The sequence below is a fragment of the Anaerosporobacter mobilis DSM 15930 genome (assembly GCF_900142955.1).
In the GTDB taxonomy this organism is placed as follows: Bacteria; Bacillota; Clostridia; order Lachnospirales; family Lachnospiraceae; genus Anaerosporobacter; species Anaerosporobacter mobilis.
Map to the genome: position 1 here is coordinate 396,330 of NZ_FRCP01000006.1, position 15,666 is coordinate 411,995.

The 15,666-nt window shown below is 35.9% G+C and carries 14 protein-coding genes; all 14 read right to left on the reverse strand.

Annotation, left to right across the window (positions count from 1 at the left end; genetic code table 11):
* Positions 1-130: 130 nt before the first annotated feature.
* Entirely contained in the window at positions 131-1,567 is a 1,437-nt protein-coding gene (locus tag BUB90_RS04580) for a sensor histidine kinase (protein ID WP_073283538.1), read from the reverse strand.
* Positions 1,545-3,194, reverse strand: coding sequence for a response regulator (locus BUB90_RS04585; protein WP_073283541.1), 1,650 nt, complete (start codon positions 3,192-3,194; stop codon positions 1,545-1,547). Before BUB90_RS04585 ends, BUB90_RS04580 begins: the two co-directional genes overlap by 23 nt.
* A gap of 299 nt (positions 3,195-3,493) precedes the next feature.
* On the reverse strand, positions 3,494-4,585 hold the full coding sequence (locus tag BUB90_RS04590; RefSeq protein WP_073283545.1) for a glycerol dehydrogenase: 1,092 nt from the start codon (positions 4,583-4,585) through the stop codon (positions 3,494-3,496).
* 373 nt (positions 4,586-4,958) lie between these two features.
* Entirely contained in the window at positions 4,959-5,324 is a 366-nt protein-coding gene (locus BUB90_RS04595) for an iron chaperone (RefSeq protein ID WP_073283548.1), read from the reverse strand.
* A gap of 41 nt (positions 5,325-5,365) precedes the next feature.
* Positions 5,366-6,331, reverse strand: coding sequence for a DUF4825 domain-containing protein (locus BUB90_RS04600; protein ID WP_073283553.1), 966 nt, complete (start codon positions 6,329-6,331; stop codon positions 5,366-5,368).
* On the reverse strand, positions 6,321-6,821 hold the full coding sequence (locus BUB90_RS04605; protein ID WP_242952478.1) for an RNA polymerase sigma factor: 501 nt from the start codon (positions 6,819-6,821) through the stop codon (positions 6,321-6,323). The genes BUB90_RS04600 and BUB90_RS04605 overlap by 11 nt, the downstream gene beginning before the upstream one ends.
* A gap of 122 nt (positions 6,822-6,943) precedes the next feature.
* Positions 6,944-7,366: a 3-hydroxyacyl-ACP dehydratase FabZ gene (fabZ, locus tag BUB90_RS04610; protein ID WP_073283556.1), complete on the reverse strand. Its 423-nt coding sequence runs from the start codon at positions 7,364-7,366 to the stop codon at positions 6,944-6,946.
* A 118-nt stretch (positions 7,367-7,484) separates the two neighbouring features.
* Entirely contained in the window at positions 7,485-8,723 is a 1,239-nt protein-coding gene (fabF, locus tag BUB90_RS04615; RefSeq protein WP_073283560.1) for a beta-ketoacyl-ACP synthase II, read from the reverse strand.
* Between the two features lie 95 nt (positions 8,724-8,818).
* Positions 8,819-9,559 carry a 3-oxoacyl-[acyl-carrier-protein] reductase gene (gene fabG, locus BUB90_RS04620; RefSeq protein ID WP_073283563.1) on the reverse strand — a complete coding sequence of 247 codons (741 nt, stop codon included), beginning with the start codon at positions 9,557-9,559 and terminating at the stop codon, positions 8,819-8,821.
* Positions 9,553-10,488: an ACP S-malonyltransferase gene (gene fabD / locus BUB90_RS04625; RefSeq protein WP_073283567.1), complete on the reverse strand. Its 936-nt coding sequence runs from the start codon at positions 10,486-10,488 to the stop codon at positions 9,553-9,555. The genes fabG and fabD overlap by 7 nt, the downstream gene beginning before the upstream one ends.
* Before the next feature lie 229 nt (positions 10,489-10,717).
* Complete coding sequence (gene acpP, locus BUB90_RS04630; RefSeq protein WP_073283570.1) at positions 10,718-10,948, reverse strand: acyl carrier protein; 231 nt, start codon at positions 10,946-10,948, stop codon at positions 10,718-10,720.
* 17 nt (positions 10,949-10,965) lie between these two features.
* Positions 10,966-11,946, reverse strand: coding sequence for a beta-ketoacyl-ACP synthase III (locus BUB90_RS04635; RefSeq protein WP_073283858.1), 981 nt, complete (start codon positions 11,944-11,946; stop codon positions 10,966-10,968).
* Positions 11,947-12,229: 283 nt separating this feature from the next.
* Complete coding sequence (gene cls / locus BUB90_RS04640; RefSeq protein WP_073283574.1) at positions 12,230-13,783, reverse strand: cardiolipin synthase; 1,554 nt, start codon at positions 13,781-13,783, stop codon at positions 12,230-12,232.
* Positions 13,784-14,075: 292 nt separating this feature from the next.
* A complete protein-coding gene (locus BUB90_RS04645) occupies positions 14,076-15,632 on the reverse strand; it encodes a VanZ family protein (RefSeq protein ID WP_073283578.1) in 1,557 nt (518 codons plus the stop codon).
* Positions 15,633-15,666: the final 34 nt, after the last annotated feature.

Sequence of the window (15,666 nt, forward strand, 5' to 3'; positions counted from 1 at the left end):
TATTATAAAAAAAATAATGCAATATAGAAATGCATTATTTTTTGATTTTTTTGACTTTTTTATGAATTTTAGATGCTAATAATATAAATTGCTATTTTTCTTAAAAAGTTTTAATAATTTTGTTAAAAAGTTAGTTTTTATTAGATTTGGCAGGAATACATACCACCATCGTAGTTCCTTCTCCATATATAGATGTAAACGATATACCATATTCTAAACCATAGCTTAACTGGATACGTTCATTTACATTCGCCAATCCAAAACCCGAGTATGTATCTTCATAGTCCCTTGCTCTCTCTGCTAGCAACATACGAACTCTGTTTTGCTCCTCTTCCCTCATGCCTATACCATTATCCTGAATATGAAAGTATAAGTTATCCTCCTTCTGTTCCCCCCACACACGAATCATACCCATTCCTCTTTTGTTCTTTATTCCATGGTACAGTGCATTCTCAACAATTGGTTGTAAAATTAATTTTAAAACAATACAATCATTAAGTTCTTCAGGTATCTCAACGGAATAATTAAGTATATCCTTGTACCTAGTTTGCTGTATCTGAAGATAACTCATTACTTGCAACTGTTCTTCTCCTAATGTAATATAATCTCTTCCTTTACTTAAGCTAGTTCGAAAGAAGTTTGACAATGAACTTACCATACTCACAACTTCTTTATTCTGATTATCCTCTGCTAACCATATAATTGTATCAAATGTATTATACAAAAAATGTGGATTAATTTGTGCCTGTAATAACCGAAGTTCCATCTTCTTAAGATTGGTCTGCTCTAATTTCACATCCTCCACGAGCCCTCCAATCTTTTCCGTCATACTGTTAAAACTCTGCGTCAATGTAGTAATCTCATCATCTGATGCAAGCTCTGCTCTTGCGGTAAAGTCACCTGTCTCCACTTTCTTAATTGCCCCACATAATTTCTTGATTGGCTCCGTTATGGTTCTAGATATAATCTCTGTACAGAATATAATAACGAGTAACATAATTCCTAAGATGGTTAAGCCAAACTTAATCGTAGTATAGATTTCATGAACATAATTTGAACGTAATTCTTTCATCTGAAGCGTCTCATAATATACATATTCTTGTGCACTCTCAACAACCAAGGTTGTTGTTCCGTATATGTCATTATCAAGAATCGTATTATTCACATCGTACTTCGGTCCGTCTTTGCCTAAGTTCTCCTCTATAATTTGAATACTATTATGTAAACTATCTAAAAACCCTATTAGCTTCTTAACGGTTCGTTTATTCTCACTAAGCTTTGTGCCGCTCTTCATCTTTGCAACCATGTCCTTTGCCGTTTGGATCTGATCATAAGGTTTTTCATCGTCATAATTACTTGATCCGATTACGATACGATACATACTATAATCTAATTCTTGCTTAAAGTTTTGCCCTAGGATATTGGCAACCGAGATGTTTTGATAGATTGCATCGTAATAATTTGCATAAGAACTCATTCTATACAGCAGATATGTACTGAATATGGTCAACGGGGCTAACATAACAAACATCATCATTCTAATTCTAGATTTTAGTGTTGCCTTCATAGGTCCCCTTCTCTCTATATTCCTTAGGTGAGCAGTTCTGTGTCTTCTTAAACAAGTAACTAAAATAATGAGGATCCTTATATCCAATTTCATATCCTATCTCAGAACTTTTCATACTCGTGCACTTTAATAATTCCTTGGCACGCTTCATACGCATTCTCGTTAGATATTCAATAAACGTCTCTCCCATATCCTGACTAAAGATATTACTAAAATGGCTTGGACTAACATTAACATGAGAAGCAATCATATTTAAAGACATATCTTCATTGGAATAGTTATCATGAATGAAATCCTTAGCTTCTTTTATTAACGTTCTATACTTACCTTTTGCTAACTCGTTTCTTGATTGAATTGTAAGATGAAATATTTGACTCATATATGAAATTGTTTCATGTACAGATTGAAAGATAATTGAAGATTCTTTCAATCCTTCCCCAAACTCCTTCAATATGGTTATACTTATCCCCAATTGTTCCAACAATGATTTACAACAAAAATACATGTCCATTGCTATATACTGGCGAAAGAGAAGAGAAGTAACTGAACTCTTACCAAGACTAGCAAAATACTCCTCAATAAAATGTTCCACTTCCTCTTCTTCTCCACAGGTTAAGAAATTCATCACGATTGATTTGTCCATCTTATTCACATCTAGTGTACTCATATCAATCCCTGAATCCTGCATAATCTGATAATTCACTAGCTTATCACTATCCACAACTTGATTCTTACTAAGAATATAACGATATGCAAAAGCCTTGCATGCTTCTTCATAGCATTTTGGTAGTTCACTCAATCTCTGGACTTCTTTACCAATAGCTACAAAATACTTTAGATTCGCATCAGGAGTCGTATTAGTAACCGTGCTAACAATTCGATTCACATATGCCTTAATACTACTATGTAAACTCCCCCCTTCTTGTTGCATCACCACAAGTACCGTTTCTTCATTCTCCCTTTCAAACACTGCAATGGAAGGCTCATGCGAGAAGTCTTCATTCAATCGGTTCTTCATTTCATTTGCGACCTTTGAATAATTATGATTCTCCTCCTCCCCTTCGTAGAGTTTATATAGAATAATACTATACTTACTGGAGGCAAGTTTAATCTCTAGATTTGCTGACAATTCATGAATCTCTGATAAGGACAGCTTTCCTGCTACTAAGTCATAGAAAAATCTTTGTCTTTTAATTATCTGAATCTCCTGCATATCTTGCTGCATCATAAGGATTTGTTTTTCCTTTTTCTTTTGGCTTTCTATAATTTCTTTGACGCGATTTACTGCCACTAACAATTCATTTCCCGTCACTGGTTTTGTAATATAATCCGTTACTCCTATAGTTATTGCTTGTTTTGCATATTCAAACTCGTCATAACCGCTAAGCACGATAATCTGTATCCAAGGCATCTCCCTCTTTATTAACTTACTTAACTCTAAGCCATTCATAAAGGGCATCTTAATATCCGTAATCACTATATCTGGCTTTAATTTCTGAATCATAGGATACGCGAGTTCCCCATCACTAGCTTCTCCTATGAATTCATACCCCTCCCTGCCCCAATCTATATTTCTCTTAATTCCTTCACGTACAATCACTTCATCTTCTACCAAAAACACCTTCATATGATTCCTCCAAAGATTATATGACTTTTCCAATTGCTACCTTTCTTCTATCTTAAGCATATAATATGATAAAAGCAATATCTTTTTAACTTGTTCGAGTCAAGGTACAAGTTAATAAAGAGAAAAAGAGCCATTCCACCGATGGAATGGCTCTTTACTTACAATATTTATTTTAACTGTCCAAAGCATTATTAAACATGTTTTCCCTTAATGCTACATATCTTCCAAATCTCTGAATACATTTCTGAATATAAGCCTTTAACATACATGTCCAAATTATTCTGCATGACTCTGGAAGATTACAAATAATCTTGTCCTAATAAATCTGCTGCTAATAATGCATCATAAAGTTGATCTGGAGTAACATCTCCAGCCATATTATGAATACTTTCACCAGGAGCACACGCTTTCTCTGCTGCGATCATTACTCTTTTAACATCTGTAACACCCATTTCTTTTAATGTTATTGGTAATCCTACGCTGTGGCAGAAATCCATAACTTCTTTAATTTCTTCTTTTGGCGCATTCTCAATTAATAATTGTGTAATCGTTCCATACGCTACGATTGAGCCATGCATTGTAGCTTCACATTCTTCCAATGCAGTAAACCCATTATAAACAGAGTGTGCTACTGCCAATCCACCATTATCTGCACCCACACCACTTAAATATGTATTTGCTTCAATGATTGACTCTAATGCTGGTGTAACCAAATTATTTTCACAAGCTTTTTTTGCTTGGTATCCACATTTTAAAAGTGTCTTATAGCATAACTCACATAATGCCATAGCAGATAATGAAATACCTCCATTTTCAAGACTTGGAGAATCTGTTCTAACACATGCCCTTGCCTCAAAATATGTTCCTAATGCGTCACCCATACCAGCAACAAGAAATTTGGCTGGTGCTTTTGCAATGATTTCTGAATCAACAAGTACTGCATCTGGATTCTTAGGATAGAAGATATATGTATCGAAAGTACCATCATCATTATATATTACAGAAAGTCCTGTACATGGTGCATCCGTTGCACAAACAGTAGGAATGATTGCTACTGGCAGATTCTCATAATATGCGCAGGCTTTTGCTGTATCAATGGCAGAACCCCCACCAACACCAACAACAACATTAATCTTCTCGTCTTGTATTATCTTTCTCATTCGGCTAATTTCACCGTTCGAGCTAATACCTCCAAAGATTTCAAAGTGAAGTTTACCGTTACTTCCTTCAAAACTCTTTTCAATCTTTTCCTGACACATCTTATAACCACTATTGCTACAAATAAAGAGATAAGAATCTCCTAAATTCTTTGTTTCCTCATAGAACTTTAACAATGCACCCTTGCCTTGTACATATTTTGATGGTGCGCGGAGTAATTTTAAAACTGCCATACTGTTCCTTCTTTCTTTCGTAATTATAATTATCTGTATACCCTACCAATTATACTCTATTTCGTTTGTTGTACAAGGATTATTTTGTTATAAAAATAACAATAATTTTTAGTTAAATTTTATCTTGCAATTTTTAAATATATCATTTCAATGGTATTTTATCTTGCCAGTTAATTAGATTATCCCTAGTACCCTATTGTTATCACACCTTACAACCGATTATCAAAACTTATTACCTGCAGTAACTATTGTCGGTTTGGACACATTAAATGCATATTTGGATATTTCCCAAATAATATTAAAACAAATCATCAATTCCATAACAAAAGAGGTCTTATGTGTTAATAAACTATCACACATAGGACCTCTTCTGTTATCTAAATTCATGTCGTTTTATTATTTCTTCGATTCCGCTAATAACAATATCTCTCTCCTCTATATTCGTATATGGAATAGTAACGCACCCTTTTCCTTTCCCAGGTTTCGTGAGTTTCTCTCTAAGTAATGCAATATATTCAAAATCTATTGAGTGCATAGAGAAATGGTTTTTAGCAAGGGAAAACGCTATATAATTGCGTTGTTTACCCGTTCCAAGTTTATATGTTGGTATTTGATATGAAATTACCTCTTCCAGATCCGGATGTTCTTTTCTCATGTAATCTACAAAAAACTCCATCCATTCTTTCTCATTCCCTGTTAATTTTTGCAGATACGTATTTACTTCATTCTCGTTACCCATTCTTTTACCTCCGTTATTTAAATTCTTTTTATGCTGTCGATCTAGAGATACAATTGGTCTAACAAATTTTGAAATTGGCCTATACTCTTTGAATACTCTTTGATATCCTTCCCTAGTGCTTTGGTAGCCTCCTCAGTTGTTACCGTCTTAGTGATAACCTTACTTCCATTGTTATACTCCCACGATACTTCCCCAAGATTATCAATTAGAGATAGAATTACATACGCATATTGTGTCATGCGTCCATTAAATATAGTATCTTTTGTTATCGTATCAGTAAATTCCATTGTCCAACCATATGGCTCCTCTGTCGTTTGAAGAGAACTGAGAAATTGTCCAAACTTTCCAATCTGTAACGCACCTGCTGTTCTACCATTAGCCGACATATCCCCTACGTATGCATGTTTGGTATCATAAATCTCATTCGTGTCTTCTCTAATTAGTATGCCATCTTCCCATATAACCTGTTCATTCATAATAATTCGTTTTACTCCACTTGGTATCTCATAACCTACATAATACTTGTTATTGTCTTCCCATGGTAAGGCGGCCCGTTCAACTAGATCAATAGTAGCCGTCCCCTCTTTCACTGTTATCTTGTGTTTCTTATAGACTCTTGCACGATTTGTTAATTCTCCCTGAACAATTAACACTTCTTTTCCTTCACCTGTCCTAGACAAGAAAGCTTCATAGTTTGCAACGTTATTAACATCATCTCCGACTATATACATGCGTATTCCTATAAACAGCAAGAACATTCCTACAATCAGTGCAACCCCTGTGATAATCCTTTTATTCGTTCGTTGCTTTACCTTCTTTAGGTAATCCATTTCCTTCGTTTCCATAGGGGTTTCTATTGGTATCTTCATTTCATTGTATAACATCTCACATTCCTTACATGAAGATAGATGTGACTCCATCTCTTCATTTGTAACTTCACTTGTTAATCCATCAATATAAGTTGGTAACAAATCACGAACTATTTCGCATCTTAACCTACGATCCATTGTTTCTTACCTCCTCTAATACTCTTCCCTTACCGCGGTAATATGTTACTCTTGCCCAGTTCTCTGACTGTCCCATGATTTCTCCAATCTCACGAAAGGAGAGATCAGCAGATAATCTCAGATACATTACTTCTCGCTGTGGTTCCTTTAGCCCGTGTAAGGCTTTCATAATCTCCATCTTATTCATATTACTTAACACAATATCTTCAGAAGATGGTACTGGTTTATCTATTAATTCTTCACCCAGAGATTCCTCCATATGATGCTTCTTACAATAATTACGCCATTGATTTTTCGCTATCGCACATAACCATGTGGTAATCTTGCAACTCCTATCATACCTTGATTGACAACGAATGGCCTGATAGAACGTTTCTTGCATTAATTCTTCTGCTATACTTTCATTATGTGTGAAAGAGAAAAGATATTTATATACCATCTTCGAGTATTCTATATAAATCCGTTCCATAGAATCCTTGCTATCATTCAAACTATATCCTCCTCTCCTTACGTTTTCTATAATTAATAGCACAATTTCACGTTTCGTTACAAAAAATATAAAAAAGAGCATTCACTTTTCTTAGCGAATACCCTATGGATAACTACTTTATCTTATTGTAAGAAGAATGTTAATTCTCCTTCTGCTACTAAATCGTCCCCTACATATGCTTTTGCTTCTCCAACACCAACGGGACCTTTCATCTTGGTTATCTTTGTAATCAGTTTAAGTATACAGCCTGGTTCTACTGGCTTACGGAATCTAGCTTTCGTGATTCCACCAAAGTAAACTAATTTCCCCTTGTATTTCTCACAACTTAAGATTGCTACTGCTCCAGTTTGTGCAAGCGCCTCAATAATTAATACTCCTGGCATAACTGGTTTTTCTGGATAATGTCCTTGGAAAAATGGCTCGTTGTACGATACTGCCTTGTAAGCAGTCGCTGTATCTCCAGGGATTAATTCCTCTACTCGATCCAATAACAACATTGGAAATCTATGTGGAATGATCTTTTTAATTTCGTTAATTCCTAACATAACTTCTTAATCCTCCTGATCCTAGCATACAAGGAATACGGTTTGCCTTCAGCCAATTTATCTTTAGCGTTACAAACCGCATGTCAATGCACTTTTTAATGCCAAATGTTTACTTAATTTATTCGCTATATTTCTTTACTATTACACTAGCATTGTGTCCACCAAATCCTAATGAATTTGATATTGCGTAGTTTACTTCCATATCTCTACCATTACCAGCTATATAATCAAGATCACATTCTGGATCCGCTACTTGTAATCCAGCTGTTGGATGAACATAGGAATCATTAATTGACTTCACACAAATAATAAATTCTACTCCGCCAGCTGCACCTAGTAAATGCCCTATCATTGATTTTGTAGAGTTGATTGCAAGTTTGCTTGCGTACTCACCAAAAGCTAGTTTAATCGCTCTTGTTTCGAATAAATCATTGTATGGAGTACTTGTTCCATGAGCATTAATATAGTCAACTTCTTCTTTTTCAATTCCAGCTTCTTTTATAGCCTCTACCATTGCTTTGGCTGCACCACTGCCATCTTCCATTGGAGAAGTAATATGGAATGCATCACAGCTTGCACCATATCCTACGATTTCAGCATAGATCTTGGCTCCTCTAGCCTTTGCATGTTCTAGTTCTTCAAGAACTACAACACCAGCACCTTCACCCATTACGAAACCATCTCTCTTAGCGTCAAATGGTATAGAAGCTCGGTTCTTGTCTGTTGATTCACTTAACGCTGTTAAGTTCATAAATCCAGCTAAACCAAGTGGTGTAATAGCAGCTTCACATCCTCCTGCTAGCATAGCATCCGCTTCACCATATTGAATTGTACGGAAGGCATCACCAATTGAATGTGTGCCGGTTGCACAAGCTGTTACAACACTTGTACATTTACCTTTTAATCCATGACGAATTGCAACATTGCCCGCTGCCATGTTTCCAATTGCCATAGGAATCATAAGAGGTGAAACTCTACCTGGTCCTTTTTCTAATAATTTCTTAGTCTCAGCTTCAATAGTACCAAGACCGCCGATACCAGAACCAATAATAACGCCGATACGGTCTGCATTTTCTTCTGTTACTTCAAGACCGCTATCCTTCATAGCTTCAATAGACGCTGCAATTGCATATTGGCAAAATGGGTCCATTCTTCTTGCTTCTTTACGATCCATATAAGCTGTCGCATCGAAGTCTTTTAATTCTGCTGCTAACTTAACCTTATAATCTGCAGTACTAAACTTCGTAATCTCATCAATACCAACCGTACCAGCTTTCGCATTTGTCCAGAATTCATCTACAGAATTACCAATCGGTGTAACTGCACCCATACCTGTAATAACAACTCTCTTTTTCATTGTATCTACCTATTCATATCGCTAGCGATATGGTCACATACAAACGACTTACCTAAGCCTGCGTGACATCCTTTCTAATGTTCTTAATTATTAATTTATATAGCGATTCCACCATCAACCTTAAATACTTGACCAGTAACATAATCGCCTTGGCTTGAAGCAAGGAATGAAACCATCTTTGCAATATCTTCCGGTTGGCCCATCTTCTTAAGTGGGATAGAATCCGATACTTTTTCCTTCATTGCGTCTGGAAGTGCTTCTGTCATGTCAGTCTGGATAAATCCAGGTGCAACTGCATTTACAGTAATATTTCTTGAAGCAAGTTCTTTCGCAACTGCTTTTGTCATACCAATAATTCCTGCTTTTGCAGCACTGTAGTTTGTTTGTCCTGCATTTCCTATGATTCCGGAAACAGAAGAAATGTTAATGATCTTACCACTACGTTGTTTTAACATATAACGGGAAGCATGCTTAATGGTATTGAATGCTCCTTTTAAGTTTGTTGTGATAACATCATCAAATTCTTGTTCTGACATCTTAAGTAATAGGTTATCTCTTGTGATACCCGCATTATTAACAATGATATCAATTGTTTTATGTTCTTTCACGATTGTATCAATCATCTCTTTTACTTCTTCATAGTTTCCTACATTACATCTATATAGCGAAGCACGTTTACCCATCTTAGTTATTGTATTAAGCACTTCACCAGCTGCTTGTTCATTGCCGCTATAATTAATAATAACATATGCGCCTTGACTCGCTAATTCTTCTGCAATTGCTCGACCTATCCCACGGCTCGCTCCTGTTACTAACGCAACTTTACCTTCTAGCATACAATACCCTCCAATTTTTCTAAATCTTCCATCTTTTCTATATTAATAACCGTAACGGTTTTATCAATCTTCTTTAAAAATCCACTTAAAGTCTTACCGGGTCCAATCTCTACAAATGTTGTTACTCCATTAGCAATCATAAGCTCCATGGTCTGTTGCCAACGAACTGGCGAATATACTTGCTTCTCAAGTAGTTCTTTCGTCTGCGAAACATCTAAAACAATCTCTGCTTTCGCATTGCAAACATATGGAATCGTCATTGGATTCACTACAACATTCTTAAGTTCCTCTGAAAGTTTGTCACCTGCTCCTTTTAATAAAGCAGAATGGAATGGTCCACTTACTTTAAGTTCTAATGCCCTCTTAGCACCTGCTTCTTTTAATCTATCACAAGCTGCTAGTACGGCTTCTTTCTTACCAGATATAACAATCTGTCCTGGACAATTGTAGTTTGCAGGTTGTACACACATATTTGTCTCGTCTTCTACTTCTTTGCAGATACGTTCGATTGTCTCTACATCAAGTCCTAAAATTGCTGCCATACTTCCTTCGCCATTTGGAACTTCATTTGACATGTAGATTCCTCTTTTACGAACCAAGGCAACAGCATCTTCAAAAGAAAGTACGTCGTTTGCTACTAATGCAGCATATTCGCCTAGAGATAAACCAGCTGTGATATCTGCTTTAATTCCCTTCTTCTTAACGGCTTCAAGAATACTTACACATGCAGTAACCATTGCTGCTTGCGTATATTCTGTTTGATTAAGTTCCTCATTCTCTTCGAAGCACATCTTAATCACGTCAAAATCTAAGACTTTGTTGGCACGTTCAAAAACTTCTTTACTCTCCTCAACTTGCTCATAGAAATCCTTTGCCATACCCACATATTGTGCCCCTTGGCCAGGAAATAGAAACGCTGTCTTATACATACAAACACCATATGTCCTTTCTTATATACTTAAGTCCTCAGGTTCCATTTGAATCGTCTCAAATGAGTGCCGACGACCTTTTCTTTATTCATTATTACTGTAATTTGCTTATAAAAATGCCCTAGTTAACCAACTAAGTCCCCCCCATACCCCATTCATCAGATGGAATATCTTTGGTAGACTTATATTGATTATAGGGCAATTTCATCATATATTGTAAGTACAATCCTTACGCTATTTTAGCTTCAATGTATTTAGCTGCCTCTGCAACAGTTCTGATTTGTGGTAAATCTTCACTTGGAATTTCAATATCGAATTTTTCTTCCATAGCCATTGCTAGTTCAAATAAATCCAATGAATCTGCACCTAAATCTTCAATAAAGTTTGTTTCATCTTTTAATTCTTCAACACTTACATTTAATTGATCTGCTACTAATTCTTTTAATTCATTTAAATCCATTATTAATTCCTCCTAAACTACCATTCAATTAATGTGGTCCCCCATGTAAGACCACCGCCAAATCCTGAAAGGATGATTTTATCTCCTCGGTTCAGCATATTTTTTTTATTCATCTTATCAAGTAAAATCGGAATACTTGCTGCTGATGTATTCCCGTACTTATCAAGATTCATTGGGAACTTCTCGATTGGTTCTTTTAGTTTCTTTGCTACTGACTCTAGTATTCGTTGATTCGCTTGATGTAATACATAATATCGAATCTCATCTTTTGTATACTCGGTTTTTTCAATAACCTGTTGTATCGTAAGTGGTATGGTTTTGATAACAAACTTAAAAACTTCTTGTCCTTCCATCTTGATATAATCAAGTGAACTTTCGTCAGAGCTCATGCTTTCTCTTGAAACTAGTGGATTGTTTATGTATCGACTCGCACAAGTCAATGCATCTTTTCTCGTCCCATCTGAACCAAGTATTGATTCAAACACTCCAGTTTCTGCGGCTTGCACAATCGCAGCTCCAGCTCCATCACCAAAAAGCACACAAGTTGACCGATCATTCCAATCAATCATCTTTGATAACACCTCAGAACCAATCACAAGTGCTGTCTTATAGATTCCTGCTTTTATAAATGAATATGCCGTATTAAGTGCGAAAACAAACCCTGAACAAGCGGCACTAAGATCGTAGCAAACTGCATTCATCGCCCCTATTTCCGCTTGAACTTCACAAGCGGTATTCGGCATAGAATTATCTGGTGACATTGTTGCGACAATTATAATATCAATATCCAAAGGATTAATATCTGTTCTCGCAATAGCTTTAGCTGCTGCCTTCACCGCCATACACGCTGTTCCTTCACATAAAGTGACTCTACGTTGCCTAATACCCGTTCGGCTACTAATCCACTCATCACTTGTTTCAACGATTCGAGACAAGAATTCATTATCGACCACATGCTCTGGTAGATAACTTCCTGTACTGACAAATCTCATCTCCATGCCATGTACCATGCCTTTCTGCCATCGCTTAATAGATAACCCTTGATCCGATACATACCCATTATGACAGTATCCTTCTATTAAGTCAAAACATTTTTTACAAATTACTTTGATATCCAAAGTATATTGGTTGAAGTGTTGTTTGTCAAGAATTTTTTTCATTAATACCTTTCTTTTAAACTACTTTTTTCCACAAAATATGCATTTTAGATTCAAAAAAAGGCTATTCTAACGGCACTTTCCATGCTGTAGAATAGCCTTAATACTATTATATATTAACAAATTACATTAGCGGTGCGAACAACCTTAGTACTGCTTGTACAAGTCTCATTGGCAATCTTCTATTGCAATCTTCAATCGTTATTTGTTTACATACCTTGAAAACTTCTAATGCATCTTCTTTTACTTGTTTTACAACTTTAGAGCCATATAAGAATACGCCGCACTCAAAGTGAAGATATAAACTTCGATAATCCATATTGATTGTGCCAACTGTTGCAACTTCATCATCACATACAAAACATTTAGAATGTATGAATCCTGGTGTATATTCGAATATCTTCACTCCAGCTCTTACTAACTGTCCATAATAAGACTGCGTTAACCAGAATGCATATTTCTTATCTGGAATACCAGGCGTCACAATTCGAACATCTACACCTTTCTTAGCGGCAAGGCAGAGAGCTGTGATCATCTCATTATCAATAATTAAATATGGCGTATACATATAGATATACTTCGTTGCTCCGTTAATCATATTGAGATATACATTCTCACCCACCACTTCCTGATCAAGGGGAGTATCCCCATATGGTTGAATAAAACCATCTGACTCAAATATATCCTCAAAATGTATATGTGGATAAAAAATTGAGATATCCTTGTCCGTTGGCAACATTGCATTCCATGTCTGCAAGAACATAATTGTAAAATTCCAAACAGCCTCTCCCTTTAACATTAGTCCTGCATCTTTCCAATACCCAAATCGTTCAATGTGATTAATATACTCGTCTGCTAAATTAATTCCACCGGTAAACGCTGTATGTCCATCAATTACAAGTATTTTTCTATGGTCACGATGGTTCATAGCAACTGAAAATATTGGTATATACGGGTTAAATGCAAAGCACTTGATCCCCATCTTTTGCATCTTTTGATAATATGGATAAGGTAATGTTGTTAAGCAACCAAAATCATCATAGATCAAACGTACGTCAAGTCCTTCTTTTGCCTTTTGTTCAAGAATCTCTAATATACTATCCCACATCTTTCCTTCCTCGATAATAAAATACTCAAGAAAGATATAGTGTTTCGCTTTCTTTAACTCCTCTAGAATAACTGGAAAGTTCTCTTCTCCCGACTTGTAATATTCGGCTACTGTGTTTTTATAGATTGGGAAATTAGTTACTTTATGAATATAGGTAGATTGCAACGCAACCTGTTTGTTTGATTCTTGTATTTCCTTGATTACCTCATCCGACTGTATTAATAATGGTTTTGTTATTTGATATTGTTTATCAAGCTTTGCTCTTAACTTTCTGGAAGGTTGTTTATTCCCCATTGATGCATACAGCAATCCACCTAGTAATGGAAAATACAATATAGGTACAACCCAGGCTAATTTATAAGCCGGATTATCCTGTTTATTGACGATGTACAATACTGCAATAATACTTAGTACATTAAACAATAAAGATATAATTGCGCTATATTGACTTAGTTTAACAAGGAATAACACAAACCATCCCACCTGAAGTGCAAGAATTATTCCTACAATAACAAGCCTGCTAAACATTAATTTTAATAATTTAACTCCTACCTCTTTTACTCTCTTCATACCCCTACCTATGCTAGCGCATTTATCCTTTGCCCTTATTTCATCAACATCTAATATATTTTTACGAACAAAACAGTATTATGTGCTTAATTTGTATTTTATCGTGTATCATAAGGGTTGTCCAGTAAAATTTTGTAATTTGGTTGTTAATGCGTTTATTGCTTATAGCTTTCTACTATGACTGTTATTATAGGTTCTTTGCTTATCAAGATGAAACATTATATAAATGTCGCAATGAGAGTGTTTTGGAATTTTGATTTGAGTGGGACGGAAAAAGCTCTCTTTCCCATAATTATTCTACTGACTTATATAATGCAATGGAGTCAAGATATCTTCCTTCCTCTGTATCTCCCATTACAACTGCTATATAGAGATTATCATGGATTATGGCTGCCGAAATCAAGCATTTTCCTGCATTCTCAGTACTTCCGGTTTTAAGTCCAATTGCCTTATCATAGTAATACTCACTGGAAGGAACAAGTAATAGATTGGTATTTTCCCATGTAAGATCGGTGCCATCTGGAAAGCATACGCGACTACTTTCCTTCCCCACAATTGTTTTAAGAATACCATCTTCCTTTGTGGATGATAAGAAAGCTGCGGCTATAATCCCCAAATCTCTTGCTGTGCTATACTGCCCCTCCTCATCATATCCATCTGGCGTTGTAAAGTGGGAATTCGTAGCGTTAAGATTTTTTGCTTTTTTATTCATCATACCTACAAATGCTTTAATTGCCGTTTCTGCACTTACGTATGTGTCCCCTAAAATCTTTCGACCTGCGTAGGTTGCTAACGCGTACGCTGCATCTCCACCAGATGGCAATAGTAAACCTTCTAACAGTTGTTCCACCGTCACTTGATTTCCCATATAAATCCCTGCTCGTGACCCATTCGCTGGCACTAGAGAAACTTCATCTCCAACGGTAACAATCTCTTGTGTATTACAATAGTCTAGCACTGTCATCGCTGTAAGCATCTTAGTTGTACTCGCTGGTGCTATTTTATCCTCTTCACGATAAGAGCTCATCACCTTATTCTTCGTTACATTGATAAAGAAGACATTCTTCGCTAACATGTTCTTCGGTAACTCTACCCCCTCTTCTTTTTTATTGCCTCCCTTACTCACACTAAAATTGTGCTTACTAGCATCTTCTGACTCCTTAGCCTCCCCTTGTTCAAGGGTATATTCAAAGCCGTCACTCGCATACTGTCGTCTTTTTTCAAAGCCAGTAATTATTACGCTCGTTAATACCATAGTGGTCAGAAGAACGGTCGGAAACAAATCACGTCTAAGTTTCCTTCCAGTCTTTAACTCTTCAATCCCAATCATTTTTCTCATACTTGGGAATATATACAAGAATACACTTGCTATTACATATCCAATTGCAGTACCCATTGTATTCAAAATCACATCGTCAATATCAGTTCCTCTCCTTAAGAATATTTGTAAGAATTCAATTAACGTGGATAGTATACCTCCTACTAAGATAGCACGAATACCATGTTGCATCTTTCTTGAGATGAATGGTAAAAAGAAGCCAATTGGTATGAACATTGCAATATTACCAAATAGATTCATCGGATTTAAATGCCCATTTACTAATACTGCAAATGCATTCAAATTAATCTCTAATTCATTCAACTTAGTATAGAATCCATATATAGGAGAAACCGTAACTGCAAAAATTACGGTAAGATAAACTCCAAACAGCACCAAGAAGATTCGTTCCATCCAACTAATTCTTCTACCTTTCCAGAATAAAATACCTTCAAGTACAAGTAGGAATACAACTATTGCAACCATACCGTTCCCCAAATATCCCGTAGCATCTAATATATAACCTAACATTCAATCAACCTCTTCCTATCATACTAATAGGTTT